Origin of the sequence: Roseovarius sp. EC-HK134 (genome assembly GCF_902498815.1) — a bacterium.
Lineage (GTDB): Bacteria > Pseudomonadota > Alphaproteobacteria > Rhodobacterales > Rhodobacteraceae > Roseovarius > Roseovarius mucosus_A.
Genome location: NZ_LR701544.1, coordinates 3269261 through 3295300, shown reverse-complemented (window position 1 = coordinate 3295300; position 26040 = coordinate 3269261). Strand labels below are relative to the sequence as shown.

At 60.9% G+C, this 26040-nt stretch carries 23 protein-coding genes, 1 tRNA gene and 3 pseudogenes; 14 read left to right on the top strand and 13 right to left on the bottom strand.

The genetic code is table 11. From position 1 onward, the window contains the following. Positions 1-21: 21 nt before the first annotated feature. The 3 genes from GC127_RS19770 to GC127_RS19760 are packed head-to-tail and all read left to right on the top strand — an operon-like array spanning position 22 to position 2788. The gene (locus tag GC127_RS19770) at positions 22-669 is read left to right on the top strand and encodes a sterol desaturase family protein (protein WP_008280871.1); all 648 of its coding nucleotides are present in this window, start codon (positions 22-24) and stop codon (positions 667-669) included. Positions 670-714: 45 nt separating this feature from the next. After that, a complete protein-coding gene (locus GC127_RS19765; protein ID WP_151979287.1) occupies positions 715-1668 on the top strand; it encodes a lysophospholipid acyltransferase family protein in 954 nt (317 codons plus the stop codon). Beyond that, positions 1661-2788, top strand: coding sequence for a mitochondrial fission ELM1 family protein (locus tag GC127_RS19760; protein ID WP_151979286.1), 1128 nt, complete (start codon positions 1661-1663; stop codon positions 2786-2788). The genes GC127_RS19765 and GC127_RS19760 overlap by 8 nt, the downstream gene beginning before the upstream one ends. On the opposite strand, the gene GC127_RS19755 is transcribed toward GC127_RS19760, so the two are convergent. The 6 genes from GC127_RS19755 to GC127_RS19730 form a co-directional block, all read right to left on the bottom strand. Continuing rightward, a complete protein-coding gene (locus GC127_RS19755; protein WP_151979285.1) occupies positions 2785-4500 on the bottom strand; it encodes an ABC transporter ATP-binding protein in 1716 nt (571 codons plus the stop codon). The two genes, GC127_RS19760 and GC127_RS19755, sit on opposite strands and share 4 nt — an antisense overlap. Before the next feature lie 108 nt (positions 4501-4608). After that, the gene (locus tag GC127_RS19750; RefSeq protein ID WP_151979284.1) at positions 4609-5568 is read right to left on the bottom strand and encodes a metallophosphoesterase; all 960 of its coding nucleotides are present in this window, start codon (positions 5566-5568) and stop codon (positions 4609-4611) included. 54 nt (positions 5569-5622) lie between these two features. Next, on the bottom strand, positions 5623-6837 hold the full coding sequence (locus GC127_RS19745; protein WP_151979283.1) for an aminotransferase class I/II-fold pyridoxal phosphate-dependent enzyme: 1215 nt from the start codon (positions 6835-6837) through the stop codon (positions 5623-5625). Beyond that, positions 6834-7100, bottom strand: a complete 267-nt coding sequence (locus GC127_RS19740; RefSeq protein WP_008280864.1) for an acyl carrier protein — start codon at positions 7098-7100, stop codon at positions 6834-6836. Before GC127_RS19740 ends, GC127_RS19745 begins: the two co-directional genes overlap by 4 nt. Then, positions 7090-8049 carry an NAD(P)-dependent oxidoreductase gene (locus GC127_RS19735; RefSeq protein WP_151979282.1) on the bottom strand — a complete coding sequence of 320 codons (960 nt, stop codon included), beginning with the start codon at positions 8047-8049 and terminating at the stop codon, positions 7090-7092. The genes GC127_RS19740 and GC127_RS19735 overlap by 11 nt, the downstream gene beginning before the upstream one ends. Next, a complete protein-coding gene (locus GC127_RS19730) occupies positions 8046-9851 on the bottom strand; it encodes a fatty acyl-AMP ligase (RefSeq protein WP_008280862.1) in 1806 nt (601 codons plus the stop codon). Before GC127_RS19730 ends, GC127_RS19735 begins: the two co-directional genes overlap by 4 nt. An 853-nt stretch (positions 9852-10704) precedes the next feature. On the opposite strand from GC127_RS19730, the gene GC127_RS19725 reads away from it, so the two are divergent. Continuing rightward, on the top strand, positions 10705-11400 hold the full coding sequence (locus GC127_RS19725) for an SGNH/GDSL hydrolase family protein (RefSeq protein WP_254700174.1): 696 nt from the start codon (positions 10705-10707) through the stop codon (positions 11398-11400). A gap of 229 nt (positions 11401-11629) precedes the next feature. On the opposite strand, the gene GC127_RS19720 is transcribed toward GC127_RS19725, so the two are convergent. Continuing rightward, entirely contained in the window at positions 11630-11962 is a 333-nt protein-coding gene (locus GC127_RS19720; RefSeq protein WP_081506106.1) for an arsenate reductase family protein, read from the bottom strand. Positions 11963-12108: 146 nt separating this feature from the next. On the opposite strand from GC127_RS19720, the gene rsgA reads away from it, so the two are divergent. Continuing rightward, positions 12109-13179: a ribosome small subunit-dependent GTPase A gene (gene rsgA, locus GC127_RS19715; RefSeq protein WP_008280859.1), complete on the top strand. Its 1071-nt coding sequence runs from the start codon at positions 12109-12111 to the stop codon at positions 13177-13179. A gap of 157 nt (positions 13180-13336) precedes the next feature. Continuing rightward, positions 13337-14470, top strand: a pseudogene (locus GC127_RS19710) (benzoate/H(+) symporter BenE family transporter); the annotation flags it as partial. Here GC127_RS19710 and GC127_RS23265 read toward each other — a convergent pair. Next, positions 14354-14683: an Lrp/AsnC family transcriptional regulator gene (locus GC127_RS23265; RefSeq protein ID WP_302848609.1), complete on the bottom strand. Its 330-nt coding sequence runs from the start codon at positions 14681-14683 to the stop codon at positions 14354-14356. The pseudogene GC127_RS19710 and the gene GC127_RS23265 sit on opposite strands and share 117 nt — an antisense overlap. A gap of 170 nt (positions 14684-14853) precedes the next feature. Here GC127_RS23265 and GC127_RS19700 point away from each other — a divergent pair, with 170 nt between their 5' ends. Both GC127_RS19700 and GC127_RS23165 read left to right on the top strand, forming a co-directional pair. Beyond that, positions 14854-15321, top strand: a complete 468-nt coding sequence (locus GC127_RS19700) for an Rrf2 family transcriptional regulator (RefSeq protein WP_151979854.1) — start codon at positions 14854-14856, stop codon at positions 15319-15321. A gap of 85 nt (positions 15322-15406) precedes the next feature. After that, a pseudogene (locus tag GC127_RS23165) lies at positions 15407-15773 on the top strand (substrate-binding domain-containing protein); the annotation flags it as partial. 61 nt (positions 15774-15834) lie between these two features. Here GC127_RS23165 and GC127_RS23365 read toward each other — a convergent pair. Both GC127_RS23365 and GC127_RS23360 read right to left on the bottom strand, forming a co-directional pair. Then, positions 15835-16677, bottom strand: coding sequence for an SLC13 family permease (locus GC127_RS23365; RefSeq protein WP_368074237.1), 843 nt, complete (start codon positions 16675-16677; stop codon positions 15835-15837). A gap of 117 nt (positions 16678-16794) precedes the next feature. Continuing rightward, positions 16795-17610, bottom strand: a pseudogene (locus tag GC127_RS23360) (SLC13 family permease); the annotation flags it as partial. Between the two features lie 133 nt (positions 17611-17743). Here GC127_RS23360 and murJ point away from each other — a divergent pair. From murJ to GC127_RS19675, 3 genes are all read left to right on the top strand, one after another. After that, on the top strand, positions 17744-19252 hold the full coding sequence (murJ, locus tag GC127_RS19685) for a murein biosynthesis integral membrane protein MurJ (RefSeq protein WP_151979280.1): 1509 nt from the start codon (positions 17744-17746) through the stop codon (positions 19250-19252). 259 nt (positions 19253-19511) lie between these two features. Next, entirely contained in the window at positions 19512-19835 is a 324-nt protein-coding gene (locus GC127_RS19680) for a multidrug efflux SMR transporter (RefSeq protein WP_008280854.1), read from the top strand. A 276-nt stretch (positions 19836-20111) separates the two neighbouring features. Beyond that, positions 20112-21767 (top strand): calcium-binding protein, encoded by a 1656-nt coding sequence (locus tag GC127_RS19675; RefSeq protein ID WP_254700169.1) that lies wholly within the window; start codon positions 20112-20114, stop codon positions 21765-21767. 328 nt (positions 21768-22095) lie between these two features. Here GC127_RS19675 and GC127_RS19670 read toward each other — a convergent pair whose 3' ends face one another. Further along, positions 22096-22455, bottom strand: a complete 360-nt coding sequence (locus tag GC127_RS19670) for an MGMT family protein (protein WP_151979279.1) — start codon at positions 22453-22455, stop codon at positions 22096-22098. Between the two features lie 22 nt (positions 22456-22477). Then, on the bottom strand, positions 22478-22906 hold the full coding sequence (locus tag GC127_RS19665; protein ID WP_151979278.1) for an SRPBCC family protein: 429 nt from the start codon (positions 22904-22906) through the stop codon (positions 22478-22480). Between the two features lie 342 nt (positions 22907-23248). Between GC127_RS19665 and GC127_RS19660 the strand changes: the two genes are divergently transcribed. Together GC127_RS19660 and GC127_RS19655 are read left to right on the top strand one after the other, a co-directional pair. Further along, positions 23249-23464 carry a hypothetical protein gene (locus GC127_RS19660; protein WP_151979277.1) on the top strand — a complete coding sequence of 72 codons (216 nt, stop codon included), beginning with the start codon at positions 23249-23251 and terminating at the stop codon, positions 23462-23464. 120 nt (positions 23465-23584) lie between these two features. Beyond that, complete coding sequence (locus tag GC127_RS19655) at positions 23585-23968, top strand: MarR family winged helix-turn-helix transcriptional regulator (protein ID WP_302848617.1); 384 nt, start codon at positions 23585-23587, stop codon at positions 23966-23968. Between the two features lie 69 nt (positions 23969-24037). On the opposite strand, the gene GC127_RS19650 is transcribed toward GC127_RS19655, so the two are convergent. Then, positions 24038-24127, bottom strand: a tRNA-Ser gene (locus GC127_RS19650). 201 nt (positions 24128-24328) lie between these two features. On the opposite strand from GC127_RS19650, the gene GC127_RS19645 reads away from it, so the two are divergent. Beyond that, positions 24329-25939: a GMC family oxidoreductase gene (locus GC127_RS19645; protein ID WP_151979850.1), complete on the top strand. Its 1611-nt coding sequence runs from the start codon at positions 24329-24331 to the stop codon at positions 25937-25939. Positions 25940-26040: the final 101 nt, after the last annotated feature.

Here is a 26040-nt window from a genome sequence, read left to right as displayed (position 1 = left end):
CGCAGATCAGGAGTGCCCAAAATGACAAGTCATCAACCCAGTCGCACGCATCGCGTCGACGAGTCGGTTCGCCTGTTCGAGAACCCGCTTCTTGAAAAGTTGAGCCATGTGCATCCCATCGTGCCCTTGCTGGTCTGGGGTCCGGTGGCCATCTGGTTGATTGCGCGCGCTGTTATGGTGCATGGCATCGGCTGGGGCGGCATGGCGATGATCGGGGTTGCGGGCCTTGTTACATGGACGCTGGCGGAATACCTGCTGCATCGCTACCTCTTTCACTTTGAGCCCAAGACCGACATGGGCCGCCGATTCATCTATCTTTTTCATGGCGTGCACCACGATACGCCACAGGATAAGACGCGCCTGCTGATGCCGCCCGCGGGCGCGCTGCCAATCATCGCCGTGCTCTATCTGATGTTCTACACGGTTCTGCCCTACCCCTGGGCCGAGCCGTTCACTGGGTTCTTCATCATCGGCTATCTGGTCTATGACTATATCCACTATGCCACGCACCATTTCCCGATGCGGCACCCGGCGCTGAAATTCCTTAAGCATTACCATATGCGGCACCACTTTTCGGATGATGCCGGGCGCTACGGTGTCAGCTCGCCGCTGTGGGATCTGATTTTTCGCACCTACCCGACCAAGCCGGAACGGTCCGACCGCACCTAGGCGCGGGTCTTATCCGCGCCACAAGTCCGGGAACGGATATCCGCCATGGCAAAATTTTTCCTCACGCCCAAGGGGCTGATCGCACGGTTTCCGTGGGTTCAGACCCCGGCTTGGATGGTTGAGGCGGGCGTGTTCTATCTGATGCTCGGGTTTGCGCGGCTGCTGCCATTTTCTGTGGCTTCGGGGGTTTTTGCACGCGCACTGGGATGGCTGGGCTATCGCAACGCGCAAAAGCGCCGCACGGTCGGGCGCAATCTTTCGCATGTGCTGCCCGAGGCGAGTGACACCACACGCGACGCGGTGATGCGCGATATTTTCCGGTCTACCGGACGTGCGGCTGCGGAACTTTTCCTGCTCGAACGGCTTTGGCAGAACCGCACGCGGCACCTGGAGTTTTTCGTTCATCCCGAGGCAGAGGAAATCATCGCGCGCAAAGAGGCGATTGTCTTTGCTACCGCCCATGTCAGCGCTTGGCAGCTCTGCAACCTGATTGGGCGCGAGCGAGAGTTGACGATTTCGGTGATCTATACGCCCGAGCCAAACCCGTGGCTGCACGGTTTTTTTCTTTCGCTGCGTCGGGCGTTCGGTGGTCCCTTGGTGCCAAGTGCGGGGGGCGCGCGGGAACTTTTGCATGAGTTGGCAGCCGGTCGGTCGGTTGGTGCCGCCTTTGACACCCGCGTTGATCAAGGCGAGATGGTGCCCTTTTTCGGCACGCCCACGCCCACCAGCACCCTGCCTGCCTTGTTGGCACAGCGCGGCTATCCGCTGGTGCCGATACGCGCCGTGCGCCTGCCCAACGCCCGCTTTCGGATCGAGGTTCTGGCCCCCCTTGCCCCAGCCGATCCCGATCTGCCGCGCAAAGAGCGTATCCTTGACATGACACATCGTCTGAACCTGATTTTTGAAGATTGGATCAGGGACTATCCCGGCGAATGGATCTGCATGAAACGTCGTTGGTTCAAGACCCGCGATAGCGCCCCAAAGGCCCCGGATGCCTGAGGCCAACGTGACCCCACGCGTCTGGGTGCTGGATGCCTACCGCTCTGGCGAGAAAACCCAAGTGCGCGCGCTGGCACAGGGGCTGGGCTGGCCTTATGAGATCAAAACCCTGCGCTATCGCAAAAAGGAAATCCGCACCACGCTGTTTCGTGGCCGCGATTTGCGGGGGGTAGACCTGCCCGCCTCTGATCCGCTGAGCGCCCCTTGGCCCGATCTGGTGATTTCCATGGGCATGCGCAACGAGCCTGTCGCGCGCTGGATCAAGGATCAATCGGGCGGGCGCACGCGGCTGGTGTTTTTGGGGCGGCTCTGGGCCGATCCTGCACATTTCGATCTGGTTATCACCACGCCACAATACCGCGTGCCTGACCGGCCCAATGTGTTGCGCAACGCCCTGCCCCTGCATCCGCTGACGCCCGAACGGCTGGAGGTGGCGCGCGCGCACTGGGCCCCCAAATTGGCGCATCTGCCCCGGCCTTATCTTACGCTGAATATCGGCGGCCCGAGCGGCCCCTATGCGTTTGGCGCGCGCGCCTCTGCGCGGCTCTTGCGCGATACGATGGCGCTTGCAAAGACGCGGGGCGGATCGCTTCTTATCAGTTCCAGCGCCCGCACGCCGCCTGAGGCCATCGCTGCCTTTGCCGCGCAAACCGATGTGCCGATGCAGCTTTATCGTTTTCGGCCCAATGACCCGGAAAACCCCTATCTTGGGTTTCTGGCCATGGCGGATGAGATCATTGTCACCGCCGACAGTATCTCGATGTTGTCTGAGGCCTATGCGACGGGCAAGCCCGTGCATATGTTCGATCTGGGCGCGGGCACGCTGAGCATGCGGCACGATGCGCTGGTGGCGATCGGAGAGCGTGCGCAGGCACGCGCGCTCGCGCGACACGATCCTGACCGCCCTGATCTTAGCCTTGGTGCACTGGCCTACCGCGCCTTGATGCGTTGGGGCTGGAAGCATCTGTCGCGCGACATCAGCCAGATGCACCTGCGGCTTGCGCGCTCGGGCCGCATGACATGGCTGGGAGAGCCTGTGCGCCCCGCCTCAGACACGCCCCCTCCCAGTGACATGGCGCGTGCGCTGGACCGGATCAACGCCTTGATGGGTCGTAGCTAAGCCTCGTCCGATGCGACCTTTTGCGCCGCCGCAGGCTCTAGCCGGTGGACGACATCGGCGGCATCCGACAGGCTGCTGTTATGTGTGATGGCAAGAATTGTAAGCTGTTCACGCAGGCCGCGCAGCGTTTCGATGATGGCGGCCTCGCTTTCGGGGTCAAGCGCGCTGGTCGCCTCGTCGAGGATCAGAAGTTGCGGCGCGTTGATCAGCGCGCGGGCAATGGCGACCCGCTGACGCTGGCCCCCAGAAAGCCGCCCGCCGCGCTCGCCCACGAGGGTGTGGATACCTTCGGGTAGATCCTGCACGAAATCCCAGGCTCCGGCCTGTTTCAACGCCGCCTCTACCCGAGCCTCGGAAATCTGCGGATCCCCCAAGGATACGTTGTGCAAGACGCTGTCATGCAGCAGCACCGTTTCCTGCGGCACATATCCCACCATGCGACGCCACGCCTTGAGGTCGATTTCCTCGAACGGGCGGTCATCAATCGTGATCTGGCCCGTGTCCGGCCGCAACAGACCGATCACCAGATCAATGATCGTGGTTTTGCCCGACCCCGAGGGGCCGACCAGTGTCGTCATCTGATGCGCGGGAATATCAAGATCAAAGCCGGAGAGCACCGTGTTGCCGTCATAGGAAAACGCGATATCGCGCAGGGCGATCCCCTTGGTCAGCGCCGGGGTGGCATGGCCGCCCAGATGCTCTTGTTCTTCTTCGGCGCGGCGATTGGTGTCGATCAGCGACCAATAGGCGCTCTCGCTCTGCATCATTTTCTGATATTGCTTCTGAACCTTGCCCAGAAAATTATATCCGCGCCCCAGCGTCACCGCCAGCATCAGCACAATGGCGAAATCCATCGAAAGAATGCCGAGCGCCAGATAGACACCAAAGGCGATGACCATGATGAACATCAGATCCTGGCCAGAGTTGAGCGCAGCACTGGCCAGAACCTGACGGCGCAGCGCCTTGTTGAGACGGTTGGTCTCGTGCTTGAGCAGCTCATCCGCCAGATGTTCGCGGGCCATCGCCTTGAGCGGTTTTACCGATTGCAGCGTATCGGTCAGATGCGACATCAGCGAGACCATAAGATCGGTTTGTTTCTGGCCGGCCTTGCGGGTGATCCGCACCAGAAAATGCGACAGGCCGATGATGACGATGCCGCCGATCAGGCTGAGCAAGGTTGCTTTCCACGAAATCACCACCGCAACCGAGGTATAGACCAGCGCCTGAATGAAAAAGGTCAGCGCCGTTGCGCCATTCATATAGGCATCCGCCGCGCGCTGCGCCTCGGTGGCCAGCGTATTGGCCAGCTTGCCCGCCGGTTGATGCAGGAAGAAATGCCAGCGGCTACGCATCATGTTGCGCAAGATCTGCAGGCGGAGATCGGTCGCAACGCGGGCAGCGGTATAGCCCACCTGCCGTTGCGCGATCAAAAGCAGCACCGCCTTGAACGTGGCCGCCACCACGATCAGGGTCAGCAGCGCCCCGAGTGTCACGGGAATTCCAGCCCATGCGAGCACATCAAGCACCATCTGTTCCATCTGCCCCGGCGGCTCTGCCATCGTGCCGGATGGATCGGTGTTGAGCACGATCTTGAGCATCGGCAACATGGCGGACAGGCCCAAGCCTTCGGCCAGACCCGAAAAGAACAGCGCCAGCACCATGAGGAAACTGGCCATCGGATAGGCGCGGAACAGGTTCAGCATCAGGCGCATGGAAGGTCTTTCATGGTCTTGCAGGACAGTTTGCGCCTCTGGTGCGCCGGTCTCTTGTCTTGGCGGCTGCGCCCTTGGCGCGTGCCGCATTTGGTTTCAGCGGTGTCATCACGGCGCGCATGCTGCATGGGCGCGCGCCAGTGTCAACCGGGTGCAGCGCCCGGTCGCCATCTCTTGCTCACGTGTCGCGTGCCGTGCCGTAACGTCAATCTCCCAGCCCGCGGCGGTGGGCCGGATATGATAGAGGTGATAGGCGGCCGCCTCGGGATAAAGCGATGAGGCCGACGGCACGCCAATAACCGGGGCTGGCCCATCGCGGGTTTCAAGTGTCTGGTGATGGTGGCGGTGGCTATGGCCATGCAGCACCAATTCCACGCCTTCCGCCTGCAGCACGGCACGAAACGCCGCCGCGTCGCGCAGGGCCTTGCGCGCCGATACCGTGCCATCGAGCGGCGGGTGATGGATCATCAGCACCCGGCAGAGGCCCGCATCACGCGCCTTGCGCAACTTAGGTGCCAGCCGCGCCAATTGCGCCGGACCGACCGCGCCGCTGGCAAAGGCCGGCGGGGTGGCCACAGCACTTGAAACGCCGATCAGGGCCAGCATCCCCCGCCGCCGCATATATGGAAAGGCGTCGGACACATCCGCCGTTACGGGTGCAGCATCGCCCTGCCAATAGGGCAGCCACTGCGCCGCCCCCACATCCCATGCGCCCCGAATGAGGGCCTCGTGGTTACCAGGGATGACCATGACGCGCTCCGGCCCTCCTAGGTTTTCAAGCCAGCGACGCGCGGCGCGATACTCGCTTTCCAGACCAAGATTGGTCAGATCCCCCGTGACCGCGATCTGGTCAGGGGCATGGTCGCGCATATCGGCGATCAACATCGCGAGGATTTCTGGCCGGTGGAAATGGCGGCGCTTGCGGTGCCATGACAAAAGGCTCAGCGCCCGCTTGTTCAGCACGCTATGCCACGGCACCGGCCCCGTCAGCGGCAGATGCGGGTCCGACAGATGCGCCAGCGTGATGCCAGCGCCTGTCTCTGGGTCGGATCGCCCCTGCCCTGTCATGTCTCAGATGTCCGCCCACGGTTGGGCGTGCCGGGCATGACCCGGCCCGCCGATTTACTGCGCCGCCGTGCTCTGGGCGGTGCGGGTGGCCGCCTCGGGTGCCACGGTCTTGAATGCGGCGATGATGGTGTCAATCTGGTCAAAGCTATGGGCCGCACTTAGGCTGCACCGCAAAAGCGCTGCCCCTTCGGGCGCGGCGGGCGGCAGCACGAGGTTGACATAGACACCATGCTCCATCAGCGCATTCCAGATCCGCGCGCCCTCTTCACGTGAGGGTACCCGCACTGCGATGACCGGGGAAACGGGCGCGGCCAATTCATAGCCTGCCGCACTCAGCCCGTCGTGCAGACGGGTGGCATTGGCCCAAAGATTGGCCTTCAGTTCGGGCCGCGTGCGTACTGCCTCTAGGGCTGCGGCGGCGGCACCGATGCTGGCCGGGCTGGGCGAGGCGGTAAAGATATAGGGCCGACTGCCATAGCGCAGCAATTGCAATTCAGGATGACGGCTTACGCAGAAGCCGCCCAGCGAGGCGAGGCTTTTGGAGAAGGTACCGGTGATGAAATCCACCTGATCGAGAATGCCCGCCTCTTCGCAGAGGCCCAAACCGCGTTCGCCGTAGACGCCAAAGGAATGCGCCTCATCGACCATGAACCACGCACCATATTCCTTGGCGATGGCGCAGAGTTCCGCCAGCGGGGCAGTATCGCCCAACATGCTGTAGAGCCCTTCGGCGATCACCAGCGCGCCTTTGGCCTCGTCCCCCAGACGCCGCAAACGCTTGCGTAGATCCTCTGGATCATTGTGGCGGAAGGCAAGGAAATCGGCCCCGCTGATGCGGCACCCGTCATAGATGCAGGCGTGGCTATGGCTATCCAGCACGACCTTGTCACCGGGGCGCAGGATGCCCATCAAGAGGCCCAGATTGGTCTGATAGCCGGTCGAGAACACCATCGCCGAGGGCACGCCGTAAAAATCTGCAAAGGCACGCTCTAGTGCCGCATGGCAGGCAAAGCTGCCATTGGCCATGCGCGAGCCGGTGGTGCCGCTGCCCTGCTCATGCAGCGCGGCGCTTGCGGCCTCTAGCACTGCCGGATCAAAGGTCAGCCCGAGATAGTTGTTCGTTCCGACAAGGATTGTCGGACGGTTGCCAATCATCGCCTCGGTAGAGGACAGGATGCGCTCCATCACAATCCGGGTCGGGTCGGCCTCTTCGGCACCCAAAGCGTCACGCAGATGCGCCAGTTCGGCAAAACGGTCTGAAATGCTCATGATTTTTTCTCCACAAGCAGTTTGATTTGATCGGCGAGGTTCTGCACCGTATCGACATTGGCCATCATGTTGAGCGGAAAGCTGACGTCAAAGGTGTCCTCAACCTCCATCAGCAATTCCATCATATTGACGGAATCAAGGTTCATATCGGCCACAAGGCTGGTGTCCGCAGACAATGCGCCGGATTTCACCGGGAATTTCGACAGGCGCTCGAACAGCACGTCGAGGATTTCCTGTTCAAGGTCTTGGGTGTCATGTGACATTGGTGATGCCCCTATCAGATTTCAACGGCGTCCCGCGCAAGATCGAGGATAGCCCGTTCTCCAGAGAAATCAGCGGCAGCCATCCGGTGTCGCGGCTGATTTCGGTGTTGTCGCACACCCAGTCAGGGTGGCGCAGTTCGTTGACCTTGCCGGGTGTCAGCATCGGACTGTACCCCAAAAGCCGCGAGGCCAACAGATTGCCCGTGGCCACCGCTCGCAACAGGCCGCCCGGAAGTTTCACGCGCCAGCCGCGCCCGCGCCCCGCAACCTCTTCGACAATGGTCGCGATCTCGTCCCAGCTGTAGCCCGCCCCGTGCCCGTCGTCGAGTTCATAGGTAGCCTCTGCCGCGCTGTCCAGAAGTTTGACAATCGCGCGCGCAAGGTCATCGACATGCAAGAGCGAGGCCCGCGCACCGGCCACACCCGGCAGTGGCACGATGCCCCGCGCCATCGTCTGAAAGAGCGGCACAAGTTCGCGGTCCTCGGGCCCGTAGATCGCAGGCGGGCGCAATATGGCCGATGTGAACCCCGCACCAATGGCCACCTTGGCCAGCCGCTCTTCGCCCGCGCGCTTGCTTGCGGCATAGGGCGAGAGATGCGGCGCACGCGCCGCGAGCGAGGAAATCAGGATCACGCGGCGTACGCCAGATGCCTGCGCGGCCTCTGCCACATGGGTCACACCATCGGCATTGACCCCCAGAAAGTCCGCCAGATCGCGTCCGCGCACCTGCCCCGCCACATGAACGACGGCCTCTGCGCCCGCCATCAGCTTGGCAAGTGCGGCCTTGTCCGACAGGCCGCCCGTCACGGTTTCCAGCAAAGGATGGGTGATCCCAAGCCCCTGACGGTGCACAAGCGCCCGAACAGGGCGTTCGGCGTCCAGCAATTGTCCGATCAGGGCGCGCCCGACAAAGCCGGAGGCGCCCGTGACGGCCACCGGGCCGGTCATGCGATGTAACGGACCTGCGGCATCGCCTCGTCCATGGGCAGGCTATTGGCCGGTTCCGGCTGATGCTGCATCTTGGCCGCCTGACGCCGCCCGAGATAATCGAGCCGCGCCCGCGCCCGCGCCAGCTTGCCCGAGGAGGTGCGGGGCAAGGTGCGGGTCGGCACCAGTTCGACCACAACATCAATCCCGAATTCCGAGCGCACCAGCGACGCGATGGTCTTGACCAGACGCGCACGCTTGATCTCGTCGCGCTCGCGGCATTGCACCACCAGAACGGCGGTTTCCTGTTGATCCACATCCGAAGGCACCGAGAAAGCGGCAGCATCGGTATAGTTGACGCCCGGTTGCGTCTTGGCCAGATATTCCAGATCCTCGGGCCAGATGTTGCGCCCGTGGATGATGATCATATCCTTGCGCCGTCCGGTAACAAAGAGCCGCCCATTGGCCAGATAGCCGATGTCGCCGGTATCAAGCCAGCCATCTTCGCTCAGGCATTCGCGGGTGATCGCCTCTTCCTGAAAATAGTGGCTCATCACGCTGGGGCCACGCAGGTGGATCACACCAGCCTGACGCTCGGGCAGATCGTTGCCATGCTCATCGCGGATCGCAATCTCGAACGTGGGCAGCAACGCGCCACAATCGACATAGCGCGCGACGCGGCGTTTGGATTTCTGCGCCTCTTCCGGGTCGAGCGGCGTGGCGATGCTGTCTTCCTGCATCTGTTCGGCATCGACATAGTCAATCTGCAACTCTTCATCGAGCCCGGCAAAGCTGATGCCCAGCGAACATTCGGCCATGCCATAGCAGGGCAAGAATGCGGTGGATTTGAACCCCGAGGGGGCCAGCGCCTCGGCAAAGCGCTTAAGCGGTTCGGGATTGATCATCTCTGCACCCACGCAAGCGACGCGCAGCGCGCTCAGATCCCATTGCTCGGCATCGCTTGGGCGCACCCGCATCGCGGCAAGGTCATAGCCAAAGGGCGGGCCAGAAGTGATCGTGGTGCGGTTGCCGGACATCATTTCCAGCCATTTGCGCGGCCGCATCGCAAAGTCCTGCGTGCCAAGGAAATCGACCGAGCGTTGGGTCGCCATCGGCATCATGATAAAGGCAACCAAGCCCATATCATGATAGAACGGCAGCCAAGATCCAAAGCGGTCCTGCTCGGTCATCTTGAGGCCATGGGTCGCCATATCGTTGATATTGGCCAGCACCGTGGTGTGGTCGATAACTACGCCGCGCGGAAACCGCGTGCTTCCAGAGGTATACTGGAGATAGGCGATGCTGTCCGGGGCCACTGTTGGCAATGTCGCGGTCGAGGGCGTCAGACGATCAAAATCCTCGGGCGTGCCGACAAAGCTCAGTGTCAGGCCCGTTGTCGCCTCTTCCAGAAAGCTCATCCATTCAACAGGGGCCATGGCCACTGCCGCGCCGCAATTCTCGATCAAGCCGCGCAGTTGCGCGACATAGCCTGCATGGCCCCCGATATGCATCGTGGCCGGCAGTGGCACGGGCACCAGCCCGGCATATTGACAGGCCCAGAAGAAGCGCACGAAATGCGGCGAGGTTTCGGCCACAAGGCCCACCCGCGCGCCCGGCTCAAGGCCCAGTCCCAAAAGACGCCGCGCGAGATCGACAACCTCGACCTGCAAATCGGCATAGGTGGAGGTTGCATAAAGCTCGCCGCGCGCGTTGTAGAAATTGACACCCGTGTCGCCCTTGGCGGCATAGTCGAGCGCCTCGATCAACGTCGTGAAGTCGCCGCGCCGCAACGCGAGACTGTGCGAACTGCCTGTCGCCTGCATCCCAATTTTCCTTGTTTCGCTTCCGACTCTGGTCGGTTTGCCCTCTGTCATACCAAGTATATGGCATTTGAGGGTCTGATGGCACAAGCTGGCGTTTCAGGTCAAGGACTTGGCCCGCGGCCAAGGCACCCTCCGAGACATCACTTGGCACAGTCTGCAATGCCAGCGCGCAGCCCGTTCCCGCCCCCTTTACCCAAATCAAACGCCCGGGTTGCGGCATAGTGCAGAGCGGCGTTAGAACAGAGCCCCTATTGTTACGCCTCCACCCGGCAAGCCGATGCAGATCATCAGCTTTTGATAGGTAGCCCTCTACCCTCGCGCGCGTGAGCGATTGATGAATTTTGGGCAGGAAACCTTGAGTGACATTCATATTTTATCTGTTAAATACTTATACATATCATTCTTTCTTAAACTCGGGGAATTCAGCAGCGCGCCACACGAAGATGCGCCAGAATAGTCCAGTCAAACCGCAGCGGCCCGTTAGATTTGGACCGCCAACCTGGGGCGACTTGACTGATCAGGCGCCGCGCATCGCCCCTCAGTGACTTCGCGGGTTGCGTTATGGAAATCCTATGCGCTACATGAGGACGGCTGAGCCAAGAACCCGGCCAAAAATGCCGACAGAGACAATCGGCAACATGTTGCCCCGATTGTCACATTTGGTTTCCAAGTCGTAACATCTTCACAAGATGCAGGAAAAGGCAGCCCCAAACGCGCCTTTGTCGCCCTTGCCACCGAGGGGCGCATCCGGCACCTCAGGCCCCAGACCGACATGTTGCACGATGGGAATTGAGGTGGGCTGTGACCCTAAAGCGGCGGGACAAGCCGTGCTGATCACCCTAGAATTCACCGGATGCGGTCGACCTGGCTTGAGCATGGGCCTGCGTGGCTTACTTCACCTGTCATGAAATACGTGATCGTTGTGGCCTTAAGCCTTCTTGCCGCCTGTGGACGCGGCATTCCAGAGACCGCGCGCATCGTTGTGGCGGGGGATTCTGTTATGGCGTGGAATCGATCCGCCGGGGCCTCGGTTGCAGATGGTCTGCAAGCACGTCTCGGAGAGCCGGTCGGCGATGTGTCACTTTCACTGGCACAGGTCGCGGGTGGGTGGAGTGCCTGGAATATTCCAACCCAGCTTGAAGGATTGAGGGCCGAATGGGTGGTGCTGAACGGCGGGGCCAACGATCTGAGCACGGGCTGCACCTGCTCAAGCTGCGGGGCTGTGCTGGATCGGCTGATCTCCGACGATGGCGAACGGGGTGCCATCCCAGACCTCGTGGCCAACTTGCGGGCGCGGGGATCACAGGTGATCTGGGCAGATTACTATACTGCGCCACGCTATGCAGGCACCACATGTGAAGCGCCCTATCAGGTTCTGGAGCAAAGACTGGGACGAATGGCGCATGCTGACGCGGGCGTGACGCTGGTAGACTTGGATGACGTGTTTCTTCCTGACGACCGTTCACTTTTTGCCGCGGATCGGCTTCATCCGTCACAGAAAGGATCGGCGCGTATTGCAGGGCAAATCGCTCCGCTATTGGCGAGGTAAGCGTTGCGCAGGGCAAAAGGTGCTGGATTTCATTTGCCAAGGTGACATGCGCGAGCGGCTATCATCTCTGCGCGGTGGTCGGCGACATTTGAGAGTCAGAGCGTTCCGCTGACCCCTCTTGGCCTGGGTGCCAGTCAATCGGTCTTGACCCGATGCTAGGCACGAACGGGCTTTGCCGCGGCGTGGCGCTTCGGTCTGGTCAGTCGCGGTAATAGCTCAGCTTGAGAAATCAGCGGCCTTCAAGCACCGCGTTCTGCACGGTCTCGTCCCAACCCAAGTAAAACGTGTCCCCGTCCTGAATCACCGGGCGCGCCATGACCTTGGGCTGCGCTGCGATCTGTGCCTCGGCCTCTGAATTCTTCAGCCAATCACTAAGCGCGCGGTAATCATTCGATTTGCGATCCACGAGCCGATCCCCGAACTCTACGATCAGCGCCGCTAATTCCGCCTCGCTCAATGGTTCGGCTCGGATATCACGAAAAGAAACATCCAGCCCTTCCGCCTCCAATGCTTTGCGGGCCTTCTGACAGAGTGCGCAAGTCTGCAAGCCGTAGATCATCATGTCGCAAACTCCCTTGGTCTCGATCGTGCACCCTTGTCCAACGCCGCGCCAAAGGCAACCATCTGAACGGTTGCTTGCGCTGGCCGACAGCTGCGTTCGACCGGATGTTTCGCAATGTCATATCTGCGCTTAACCGAAGGATATGCTTGCAACAACGCCATTCCGCCGCCATTCATGCGGATGTGAGCATTTCATCAGACCAGCCCTCAATTTCATTGGCCGCGCTCGGCTGGTTTACGTTCTTTTCCGAGCAGGTAGAGGATGGCGAGGCAGAGCTTGCCCCCATGCGTATTGCGACTGTTCACCGGGACCGGGTCACAGCAATCTCCGAACGTGGCCCAGTGCGGCTGGAGCTTTCCGCGCAGTCGCTTACGACGGATTTTGCCGTGGGCGACTGGGTTTTGGTGAACCCCGAGACCCGCTTGCTGATGCGGCGGCTGGATAGGCGGATGCTGTTACAGCGAAAAACCGAAGGCGGCCGGCCCACACAACTGATTGCTGCGAATGTCGACACGTTGCTGATCGTCACATCCTGCAACGATGATTTCAATCTGGCGCGCCTGGAGCGCTATCTCGCGCTTGCGAACGAGGCTGGGGCGACCCCGGTGATTGTCTTGACAAAGATCGATCAGACGGCAGATGCCGCCCCTTACCTGCAGCAGGCCAAAACGCTTCAACAAGGGTTGGAGGTGGTCCTGTTGAACGCAACCGGGCCAGAGGCCGCCCTGACCTTGGCACCTTGGTGCGGCCCCGGACAGACCGTTGCGCTTGTCGGATCGTCTGGGGTGGGCAAATCGACCTTGCTCAATACATTGTCAAACAAATCATCCGAGGACGCACAGCCGACAGGCCCTATTCGCGAGGCCGACGCCAAAGGGCGTCACACAACAACGTCGCGGTCACTTCATGCAATTGCCGGTGGCGGCTGGGTGATTGATACGCCCGGGATGCGCACACTGCATGTCCGCGATGCTGCGGCCGGTCTCAACACGCTGTTCGCGGAAATTGTCGAGCTTGCCGCTCGGTGTCGTTTTCGAGATTGCACCCATGATCACGAACCCGGTTGCGCCGTTCAAAGCGCGGCAGCCGACGGCACACTCGATCCGGCGCGCCTTGCCCGATGGCGCAAGCTGACGCAGGAAAACCTAACCAATACCCCCGTCCAGTCCGGCCCCCGTGGCAACAAGATCACGAAACCCCAAGGCAAACGACGCTGACGCGACCCGCCCTAAAAGTCGGGTGTAGCATGCCCGAAGAATAGAAAGCCCTGCGAACAAAGCTGCCGACGCGCCTGCGTTTTTGCATGACCGCACTGGTAGAAACTGCCGCGTTCGATAATGGTGTTGAAAACCCGAACTAAGGTGGTTCCAGTCCATGTTTCGCGATCTTTCAGTATCAGCATTTTCAATGGGGGTCCTTGCAGCTTTCGTTGGATACTCGGCCTCATTCGCCATTGTGTTGGCCGGATTGACGGCGATGGGGGCCACGGCGGCGCAGGCGACCACAGGGCTATTTTTTGCGACCGTTGGGATGGGCATTTGCAGCATCTGGCTGCCTGTCGTGACGCGAATTCCCGCTGCGGTGGCCTGGTCCACGCCCGGAGCGGCGTTTCTGGCAGCAACGGTCACCTTGCCCGGTGGTTTTGGTGAGGCTGTCGGCGCGATGATTTTTGCAGCCGGGTTGATTGTGTTGACCGGCTTCTTTCCAACCCTTGGCCGGGTCGTCGCCGCCATCCCGAAACCCATCGCCAACGGATTGCTGGCGGGCGTCCTGCTCAAACTGTGTTTTGCCCCCGCGATTGCGCTTGGGAGCATTCCTCTTTTGGTTCTGCCTGTGCTCGTGGCGTGGCTGGTGGGTTTGACATGGAACAGGCTGGCCGCAATGCCGTTTGCTGTGCTTGCGTTTCTTGCCGTTCTTTACTTCAGCGTCGAGACTTCAACAGACGCTCTGCAGGCCGACACAACATGGCTTCCTGCCTTTACACCGACCATCCCTATTTTCACGGTGCAATCGTTCTTTTCCATCGCTCTGCCCCTTTATCTGGTGACAATGGCAGGGCAAAACATCCCCGGCTTTGCGGTCTTGGAGCTGAACGGCTATCGGGTGGAACGCCAACCCCTGATCCGGAAAACCGGCATCGTCAGCCTCGCGTTTGCCCCGTTCGGGTCAATTCCCGTCAATATGTCGGCGATCACGGCCGCGATGATGGCTGGTGAGGATGCTGGCCGCGATCCGGCAAAGCGCTATTGGGCCGCGATCACATCGGGCGTCGTCTATGTGGTGCTGGCATTTGCGGCAGCGGTAGTAACGTCATTGGCCAGCCTTGCGCCGCTCGCCCTTATCACCGCGGTGGCTGGGCTTGCGCTTGTTCCCGCTTTGGTTGGGTCGATGTCAGCGGCATTCAGTGACCGCACCCAATTGGAAGCCCCCGCGCTGACGTTTTTGATAGCAGCGAGCGGCATGACGCTTTTTGGCATCAGCGGGGCGTTCTGGGGCGTTGTCGTTGGGGCGCTTATCTGGTTGGCAAAGGCGTTCGCGCATCGATCCATCGACCCGTAACCCTTCTGCGTCACGGATCACGCCAGCCCCCTCATGCTTCTCTATGCGTTTCCAACAAGGCGATTGTGACAGCCCGATCTGCTCGGCGATACGGGCGACTGGCACGGTCGCATCCCGATGCAAAATGTCGAGGATTTTCAGGCCTATCCGGTCGAATGTCATCGCGCCTCCTTTCGGCCCAAGATGGCCGCATCAAATGTTTCGGTGCGAGCAGGCCCCAATTTTTCTTAATGTCGATCCTCCTTATCGTGTTTTGTATTCACGCTCGCTTGTGCTTAAAACTTGATAATCTTGACCTTGTTAGTCGCCGTTTTGAAAGCCATATTCAGCCGATGATCACTCATAAGACCAAATATGCGCTCAAGGCACTCATGGTGCTTGCCGACGAGAAGGCTGGTGAAGGCGTGGCCCTGCGCATCGAAGATATTGCGGCTCGCTCGGGTGCGCCCAAGCGCTTTCTCGAGCATATCTTGCTGGATCTCAAGCGCGCCGGTCTGATCGGCAGTCGCCGAGGTCGCAATGGCGGATACGAGATGATCAAAGAGCCGAGGCGGGTATCGCTTGCCGAGGTTCTGCGTCTGATCGATGGGCCAATGGCCCCCCTGCCCTGCCTGTCGCGCAAAGCTTACCAGCGCTGCGAAGATTGCACGGATGAACAGACCTGCCGGGTGCGCGCCGTCTTCGGCGGGTTTTACGCCACCTACATCCTGATGATCGAATCGCTCACTGTCGCTGATCTTCAGAAGGATGCACGGCCCTTGGAAAGCTTTGGGCTTTCCGAACCCGCCACCAGAGAATGAACTTCTAAAGTCACGACAAAAAGAGCGTGAGTCTTCCTTTGCAACTCACGATTAGCTCTGTCGTATTTGGGTGTCAGGCGGCGCTGGTGGCGCAGACGCCCAAGCACGCGCCGTGATCGACGGGCTCAAGGCGACAGTGGTCACAGTGGTGCTTTCGGCTGACATTGATGCGATTTCCGAGCGCACGGGCCTCTTCCCGGCGGACTGACACTCGCGCTTGCCGCAGAATTCCTCGCCCTAGACGTCCACCATCGTCTTTCTTGTGCGCGACGGGAACCCTAAGGGCATCGAAGACCGGAACGACCTTGTCGTCGACGGCGTATAGGTCATCCCCCCAACCCCTCAAGACCTCCGGTGGCGCGCGCTGGACTGTCCTCTCCGCTTGGCCCTATGCCGAGCAGAGCGGGCTTGATCCAGCAGAGTGCGTCGGCGCGCTCTATCGCAATGTGCCGTATCGAGCAGGTCGGCAATCCCGCCACTGACTTCGCGCGTGATTTCACGGCCGCCTGATACTTAGAACGGAAAGAAGATCGGGATGATCAGCACCGCGACCACGGCGAAAATGATGTTGAGCGGCAGGCCCACCTTGATGAAGTCGTTGAATTTATAGCCCCCGGCACCATAAACAAAGGTGTTGGTCTGGTAGCCGATAGGTGTCGCGAAGCTGGCCGAGGCCGCGAACATCACCGCCATGATGAAGGGGCGCGGGTCAAAGCCCAACTCGATGGCCAAGGCAATGACGATCGGGCCAATCAGCACAGCGACCGCGTTGTTCGAGACCATCTCGGTCAGCGCGCTGGTCAAGACATAGACGGCGGCGAGGATGGCGAGCGGGCCAATCCCGCCCACGGCACCCACCACCGCCTCGACGATCACGCGGGCGGTGCCGGTTTCCTCCATCCCCATCGACAGGCCAAGCATCCCGAAGATCAGGAACAGGATACGCCAGTCGATGGCGTCAAAGGCTTCCTCGGGATCGACGCAGCGGGTCATCATCACCACCACCGCCCCGATCACTGCGAGACCGGCGATGGGCATGACGTCGAAGGCCGCAAGCCCCATCACGGCAAGGATCGTCGCAATGGCAATGGGTGCCTTGGAGCGTCGCTGCGGGCGTTCGGTCGGGGTTGACAGGTTGACGATGCCGCCATCCTCCATCATCCGTTGAAGCCCCTCAGGGGGACCTTCCAGCAGCAGCGTGTCAGCGAATTGCAGGCGCAGATCCTGCAATTCCTCGCTAATATTCTGTTCCTGCCGATGCACGGCCATCAGGTAGACGCCGTATTTGCGGCGCAGCTTCAAATCCTTGATCGGCCGCCCGCGCAGGTGCGAGTTCGGGCCGACGCTTGCCTCCATCGTGATGGTCTGGTCGGCGGTGACGGGTTCCACATCGTGGTCGTCCCTGTCCCGGAACGCGATCTGTCCGTCTTCCTTAAGCCCGAGAATCTCACCCGTTCCGGTTTTCAGAACCAGCCGATCACCAACCTCGAGCACGAGGTCGTTCATCGTGCGGCGCATCGAAACTTCTCCGCGAACGACATCGAGGATGCGCGTCTCGGCGGTGTTGAAGGGCAAATCAGACAGCCGCCGCCCCACGTATTTCGATCCGTTGGGGATCAACAGTCGGGCCAGAAAGCGGCGCTTGCCCTCTTGCCCCAGCAACCCAGAAAGCGACGCACGGTCGGGCAGCAGAAAGCGGCCGGCAAAGATCATATAGGCCATGCCCACCCCGGCGAATATCAGACCGGGCAGCGTCATCTCGAACATCGTGATCGAGGGTTGGCCCGCCTCCTGCGCGACGCCGCTCATAAGTATGTTGGTCGAGGTGCCCACCAGCGTCAGCGTGCCACCAAAGATCGCCGCAAAGGACAAGGGGATCAGCATACGCGAGGGGGCCACGCCCACCGAGGCCGCGACCGAGATCATGATCGGCGTCAGCAGGATCACGACAGGCGTGTTGTTCATAAAGGCCGAGGCCCCCATGGTGCCGAACATCATCAAGAGCATCGCTCGCAGGAACTATCCCCGCGCCTGTTGTTTCAGCAGATCACCCACGATGGTCAGCACGCCAGTGCGTTCAAGCGCTGCGGAAATGATGAACATCATCGCAATGGTGATCGGCGCTGACGAGCTGAACACCGTCAGAAAGTCTCGTGTTTCGATGATTCCCGTGGCCAGCAATGCCGCCGACGCCGCCAAAGCGGTGACCTCGGGCGGGTATACCTCCTTGACAAAGCTCAGGAAAACCACGGCGACAAGCGCAAGAACAAAGATCTGGTCGAGACTCATGGGCTATACTCTCGAAGGCGATGGCATTTTCCAACAATAAACGATAAAGTAACTCGTGTTTTCAATTGCAATCTGCCGAAACTCCCCGAAATCACCGGGAAAAAGCGATGGCTCCAGAGGATCGCCCTACCCCATGCTGCGCAAGCTTGGCACCGTCTCGGGTCTGACATTGGTCAGCCGTCTTCTTGGCTTCCTGCGCGACGTGGTGTTGGCCGCAACGTTGGGTGCAGGGCCGGTGGCAGATGCCTTTATGCTGGCCTTTCGCCTGCCAAACCATTTTCGCGCCCTTCTGGCCGAAGGTGCGTTCAACGCCGCCTTCCTGCCGACATGGGCCGCAGCCGATGCAAGCGGTCGCGACAGCGCGCGCCTTGGGGCAGAGGTTTTGGGTTGGCTCATGCTCGCCAATCTTGTGCTATTGTCGTTGGCGCTTGGGGCGACCGGCTGGATGCTGGCGGTGCTGGCGCCCGGCCTATCGCCTGCCGACGAGACTTGGCCGCTGGTCGTCACGCTCACGCGGATCACCTTTCCTTACCTGCTCTGCATGTCAATGGTCGCCTTCCTCGCGGCCCTCTTGAATGGGCGCGATCACTTTGCCGCGCCAGCGGCAGCGCCGATCCTTCTCAACCTGTGCATGATCGGCGCATTGCTTATGGCCCAACACTTTCCAAGCACCGCCCATGCCGCCGCCTGGGGCGTCATGGTGTCGGGCGTGGCGCAGGTGATCCTATTGGCCGGTGCCGCAGGGCGCGCGGGCCTGCCCCTGCCGCGCCCCCGGCTGGGCCTGTCGCCCGATACCCGGCTGGTGTTTCGCCGCCTTGGGCCCGCGATCCTCACCTCGGGCGCGCTGCAGGTGGCGATCTTTGCTGACACGATCATCGCCACCTTCCTGCCCGCCGGATCGCTCTCGCATCTTTACTATGCCGACCGGCTCTACCAGCTGCCCATCGGCCTGATCGGTGTTGCACTCGGCACCGTCATCCTGCCCGATATCGGGCGTCGCGCGGGCCTAGGAGACGAGATGGGCATGCGCGCCGTGCTCGACCGGGCGCTTCTGATCTGCTTGGCCGTGGGCGTGCCCGTCGCGGTGATGATGGCGACACTGGGCGATTGGGTTTTGCGCATTCTGTTCGTCCGGGGCGCGTTCGATCTGGCCGCAGCCGAGGCGTCAGCGGCCATCCTCGCGGCTTATGCTCTTGGTCTGGTGCCCGCGCTCGCGTTGCGCTCGCTCGTCGCTGGGTTCCATGGACGCGGGGATACAAGAACACCACTGCGGCTGCTTGTTGCAGCAACTGTGGTCAATATCGCACTCAAGATCGCGCTCACCCCGTGGCTGGGCGCAGCCGGGCTTGCCGTAGCAACATCGGCTGGGATCGCGCTCTACGCGGTGCTCTTGTTCCAGACTGGCCGCGCCCGAGGTTTCCTCAGAGGCCCATCCGCTGGATCGAGCGCGATCCTGATCGCATCCGGTGCGGTATCGGCGCTGGCAATCTGGTGGTGGCGGGATGCCATCCTCGACGCTTTGGTCGCAGTGGGACCGGCAGGCGGGTTGCTCACAGCGTTCCTTGTCGTGGTGTCCCTCTCCGGCGCATTTCACGGGGCTGCGACCTTCGTCGCACTGAAGGTTGGCCGCACCCGACCATAGCATCAAGCGCGATGCGCTAGCCTACGCCTCACGCTCCTTTTCTACTCGATGACCGGGGGGGGCGTCGCCCTCACGAGGACGGCAAGCTGCCTTTTGACAGTGGCAGGCATAAGGCCCGCTCTGTCGGTCACTAAAATGTCGTCTCAATCCGCACATTGACCACCGCTTGCTTCACTAGTACCTTTGATCGCGCGCGGGACGACCCGTGCCTGACGCATCCATTTCGGGACGACCCGACCTTAACATGAAGGGGTCTCCTTTGGCTTGGATCTATCTTGTTCTCGCTGGCCTGCTTGAAATCATTTGGGCTTTTTCCATGAAGAAATCCATGGGGTTCACGTTGCTGATACCCAGTGCGATCACCATTGGAACCATGATCGCAAGCTTCGCCTTGCTCGCCGTCGCGATGCGGTCGCTCCCGCTCAGCACCGCCTATACTGTTTGGACTGGGATTGGCGCTATTGGCGCTTTCACGGTGGGTGTCTTGGTCCTGGGAGAGTCCGCGTCACCGACGCGACTGATTGCGGCGGCTTTGATCGTTTCAGGCATTGTGCTGATGAAGATCTCGAGCTCGACTGCCTAGCAAACGTCGCTTTAGAACCCGCACTCCGCCGGTCAGCCTCAGGTCTCATTGGCTAGTCCAGTGGCAATCCGATCAGGGATCTGCCGCTGAACGTGATGTTGGTCATCCGACATCGCTTTCAACGCCCGCGGCGGACCTCCGATCTAGACTCGATGTGCCCAAGGGTCTTGACCCGTGCGCAAAGTGACGCCAGCATTACACATACACCCTTATGATTTTAGAATTTTGGTTCAATATTCTGTAGTTAACCCACAAAGCCTTCTTGGGAGCGCCTATATGACAACCTATTTTATCGTCCTCCGTGAGCTTGGGATAAACGAAAGCGACGATCTCAGCGGTGCGAATATCGCTCTACCGGACAGCTTTGATGCGACTGTTGACGCGCTGATTGACGGCTTTGGTGCCGTGCCGTTCCGGGTCGCTGCGGAAACTTTGCCCACAGTTTTGGCTGCACGAAACGGCATTGACGGCGTTCTTGTCCCAGAGGAGTTGTTACTGGGCGTCGATCCCATTGATTTTTCCCAACTCAGCGTGGCGACATTCCGAGTTGACGACAGATTCTTCTCAGGCGATGGCGCCTTTGTCTTGATCCCCAGCGAGCTGCCGGTCCCTCCAAACACCGAGACGGGCGAGCCAAACACGAATGAAGAAACTCCAATAGACTCCGAGGGTGGCACCAGCACACGGACCTATCTGCTTTCCCGCGACGGAGCCCTAAGCGACACGAGCGCTATTGCAGGCTTGAAGATTGCCGTAGAGGCGGACGTCGATGACAGTGTCATGACACGCCTCTCCAACCTCGGCGCGATCCCCATCCGCATCGCGGTTGCGGAACATTACCAAGCCCTACAGACCGGCGTGGTTGATGCTGTCGTGCTGACGGAAAGCCGTCTGCTTGGTGACATCGGCACAAGCTTGCTCGCTGACTTCGATTTGGACGTGTATTTGGTTGACGACAGTTTCTTTACGGGAATTTTGGCAGGCTCCGTCGCCACAACCGAACTGCCCGTCAACGGAGGCCCGGATACGGGCGGACCAGATGAGCCCAATTCACCTCCACCGGACAGGCTCTTAGAGGGATCAGGTGGCAACGACACACTCCGTGGGGGTGAGGGAAACGACACGATTGCCGGGGGCGATGGCGATGACAGCATCGAGGCCGGTGGCGGCAACGATAATATTTCCGCTTCGGATGGGAATGACTTTGTAGATGCCGGCGCGGGCAATGACAGTGTCGGCGGTGGTCTGGGCAATGACACGATCTTTGGCACTACTGGGGATGATGTCATGGGTGCCGGTTTTGGCGACGATGTCGTATCGGGAGGCCTTGGCAATGACGTTGTGGCTGGCGGTGCTGGCAACGATACGCTGGAGGGCGGCGACGGCAATGACAGCATCTCTGGCAGCTTTGGCAATGATCTTATCAGCGGCGGAGACGGGGCTGACGACATAGGGGGCGGCACCGGACGTGACACGATTGACGCCGGAGCAGGGAATGACCGCGTCGGAGGCGGCGAGGGAGATGACAGCATTCAGGGCGGTGCTGGCAACGACTTTCTTGCAGGCGGCGGCCGCAACGACACCATCGACGGGGGCAGCGGCGCTGACACGATCAACGGGGGCGCTGGCAATGACCGCATGACAGGGGGTGCGGGTGCCGATCAATTCGTATTCAGCGCCTTCAACGAGGGCGAGACAGATGTCATCACTGATTTCCAAGATGGGATCGACCGTCTTTTCATCCGGATCATCAATCCCGACACTGGTGAGACGAACATCACCAACGGCAACGCGGGGCTTTCTGGCTTTGTGGCGGCCTTGGGCATTCTCGACACAGCAGCCGGTGCGCAACTCAACGTGAACGGCCATGGCGTGCTGATTGAAGGGATGGCAGCAGCGGATCTCACTGTGGATGATTTCCAGTTCTTATGAAGCGCGAAACGCAGGCCGTTCAATCCCTCAATTTTGGATAGGGGTTTGGATCGGGGGCAAAAATCGCTCTTTTTAACAAGGCATCGGGTCACGTAAAGCTGCGGACCGCGTCTTTACCGGTGATGAGACGTAGTTGGATTTCAGAGGTATCTGCGTCCAAGCCTCCTCGCGTAAGGGCGAGTACTTGGCTCGAGCCGCATAACCCTAGAATACAACGCAAATCCAGCCACCTTCGGATCGGGAGAAGATTTTTTCAGGGTCAAGTGGCGGAGCGGGAGGGGCGTGAATCCCACCTTCTTCGCCCTCATTGGGAAGGCATCCTGTCGGCCTAGGCGGGCTCATCGTCTTCAAGATCGGCCCAGAACGTCGATAGGTGGGTATCCGGCGGCTGCCAGCACGTGACGGACGCCATGTCGAGCCGGGAGCCGTCGACAAACCGCACCCCCTCTGCCTGAAGTAGGCCGATCTGGCGTATCGTGCGCGGGCGTCCCATCTGCGCCTTCGTGAACGCGCCGCCTCTCGGGATTACCCTGTGCCACGGCAACAACTCGGCTTCATCATCGCCAAGCCGCGGCAGGATATGCGCCACGTGGCGAGCAGGCAGGTTCAGCGCCTCGGCCAGCGTCGCGACCTCCACCACCGAACCGACGGGGATTTCGCCCAAATATCTCAGAAGTGCACGCCTCATGTTGGCGTAGGCGACGGACCTCTCAGGCAAGGTTGAGCCGCGCCCGAGCGCCCTCGATAAACCGCGCTGTCTGGGCCGGAAGTCCGGCCGCGTGCCTGCGACCGACGAGACGGCCCCAGACCGGTGCAAGAGGCCCCGTGATCTCGATATCGACGCGGATCCTGGTCCCGAGCCCGTCCGGGATCAGCGTGTGGCGGGTGCGCATGACCGCAAGCGGCATTCGGCAGACATCGGCGTAACGCGACGGCGCTTCGAATTCGCCGATAACGAAGTTCAGTCTCGGGCCGCCTTTCGGTTTGAGGACGAAGGTCACTCCGGGGCCCGGCTCTTCATCGATCTTCAGACACTCGATATTCCGGTCCACCTCGGGCCAGCGGGCGACATCCGCGAGAACGGGCCAGAGATCTTCGCACCTCAGGGGCGTGTCTTCCTCGTAACGGTAGTGCCACATTGCGTCCTCGTAAAACCTGATTTATCTTGATGATCAAGATTTATGGCCACTATCGAGCCTGTCAAGAGTGGGAGAGAGCTTTCACTCACAAGCTGGCGCAGAACGGGAGCATGACATGAAGATTGAAAACTTACCCCGCGCTTTAGGCGTGTCCTATCCACAATCCTTCTGGTTTTATGGCTGATCGCCGTGGCCGTCTTATGGGTGCGCAGCAGCCCGAACGATCCTCTCTAACCTTGGACATGGTGGCTTCTGACCGTCTATGTCATCGGCGTGCTGGCCGCTCTCGTTCACGCCAATCATCGACCGTCGGTCACCCTCGACATCGGGCGACCTGGGCACATGACACTCACCGTGGCGACGCTGTTCCGGCGGCGGACGCGGCGGATCAGACCGGATGATGTCATGGGCATTGCCGTTTCCGAGAGGGAAGATCAGGACGGTGATCCCTACTTCCGCGCCATTGTGTCATTCATGGATGACAGGCAGTGTGTCGTCGCAGACGGGCATCACCGGAACGTGATCGACAGAACCGCCGCAATGGTGAGCGACGCCTAGCGAGCGACCCGAGACGTTAGCTCGGGGTGAGCAACAAGAGAAAGGCCAGCCTTGACAGAACATTCACACCGCGGACGGTCAGACGAACTCCTCGCTGCCACGCGACGTCTCTACGAAGCCGTGTATCGCTTTGACTCTTGGGCGGCGTCCGAGCTGGGACTGCATGTCACCGACCTTCGCTGCGTGAACGCGCTGGAAAACGGGCCGCTCACGGCAGGTGAGATCGGCGGGCGCCTTGCGCTGACCAGCGGATCGGTGACAGCGTTGATAAACCGCCTTGTGCGTGCGGGGTTCGTGGAACGTATCGAAGATGCCCACGATCGCCGCCGCGCCAAAATCGCACTGACGTCAAAGTTCCGTGCCAATGCGGACCGCGTCTATTCCTGCCTCGGCCGCGCGATCAGCGCCGAATTCGCGCAATGCAGCCCTGCCGAGAGCCTCGCTGCAATCAATACGATCGAAAAGCTGGAAGCGGGTTTTTCGGAAACGTTGCACCGAGATTGAACGCATCAAAGCGAGGGATCCCACACACCCCCAAGACACGCCCCTGTTTCGATTTGGGTCGCGATTGTGTGGCGGAGCGGGAGGGATTCGAACCCTCGAGACGGTTCCCCGCCTACACACTTTCCAGGCGTGCGCCTTCGACCACTCGGCCACCGCTCCATCGGGCGGGTTCTAGCCGCAGGGGGACGGGGTTTGCAAGGGGGAGAATGCATGCCAGGGCGGGAAAAGAGCAAAGCGCTTGACATCGACCTGCCACAAGGTTCTGTCGGAAAACTGTCAGGCTTGGCGTTTTCCGGCATTCCGGGGCGGGGGCAGATTTGTAACGCTGGCGCGCGAGCAAAAGGCAAAGGCAGGCGAAACGTGACAGACCACGACTATATCATCGTCGGCGCAGGCTCGGCGGGGTCGGTACTGGCCGACCGGCTGAGTGCCAATGGGCGGCACCGTGTGTTGATTCTTGAGGCCGGGGGACGTGGGCGCAGCCCTTGGATCGCCCTGCCCCTGGGCTATGGCAAAACCTTTTTTGACGAGCGTCTGAACTGGAAATACGAGGCCGAACCGGAAGAGGCACTCGATGGGCGGCGCGGTTACTGGCCACGCGGCAAGACGGTGGGCGGATCGGGGGCGATCAACGCGATGGTCTATGCTCGCGGCCTGCCCCACGATTTCGACGATTGGGAGGCGGCGGGTGCCACCGGCTGGGGCTGGAGCACCGTTCGTGCCACCTATGACGCCCTAGAGACGCAGGTCTCGGCCGATGGCACGCGGCGCGGCAGCGGACCGATCACGGTGCAGGATGTCTCGGACCAGATCCACCCGGTCAACCGGCATTACTTTGCCGCGCTCGATGAATTGGGTTTGCCGCGCACTGACGATCTCAACGACCCGAGTGGCGAAGGCGGCACCGTTTACCGCATCAACACTGCGGGCGGATTGCGCAACTCTTCGGCGCGCGCCTGTCTCAAACCCGCGCTGAAACGCCCGAATGTGACGTTGGTCACAGGGGCCTTGGTGGACCGCCTCGAATTTGACGGCAGCCGGGCGGTCGCCGTTCATTACCGTCGCGGCGGGCAAAGCCACGTTGCGCGCGCGGGGCGCGAGATCATCCTGAGTGCGGGTGCCGTTACCTCGCCGCGCCTTTTGCAGCTCTCGGGCATCGGCCCGGCGGAGATGTTGCGCCAGCATGGCATCACGCCATTGCGCGATTGCACCCATGTGGGCGGCAATCTTCAGGATCATCTTGGAATCAACTATTATTTCCGCGCCACCGAACCGACGCTCAACAACGATCTTGCCCCCTTCATGGGCAAGGTGCGCGCGGCGCTGCGTTTTGCCCTGACGCGGCGCGGGCCCCTGTCGCTCTCGGTCAATCAATGTGGCGGCTATTTCCGCTCAAAGCCGGGGCAGAACCATCCCGATCAACAGCTCTATTTCAACCCTGTCACCTATACGACCACGCCTGCGGGCACCCGCTCGGTCGTGCGCCCCGATCCGTTTCCGGGGTTCATCATCTCGTTCCAGCCCTCGCGCCCAACCAGCCGAGGCCGCATCGACATCAGCGGCCCCAACCCCGAGGCGCCGCCCCTCATTCAACCCAATTCGCTCGCGACCGAAGAAGACCGCGCGCAGGTGATTGCGGGGGGCCGCCTGTGTCAGCGCATCATGTCCACGGCAGCACTGACCGCCTTGGTCGAAAGTGCCATGTATCAGGATCTGCGGACCATGGACGATGCCACCATTCTGGACGATTTCCGCAAACGCTGCGGCACCGTGTTTCACCCGGTCGGAACCTGCCGCATGGGACGCGATCCGGCGCATTCCGTGGTCGACCCACAGCTGCGGGTGCATGGGGTCACGGGGTTGCGGGTGGTCGATGCCTCGGTGTTTCCCAATGTCACGTCAGGCAACACCAACGCGCCCACCATGATGCTGGCTTGGCGCGCCGCGGATCTGATCCTTGGGGAGGTCTGAGACCCGCTACAAATCAAGGCAGGCGGCGGAAACACCTGATTTTATAGGCGAAAGGCCACGTTCTGCGATTGTCAGCCGACGCGATATTCCCGATACTGCAT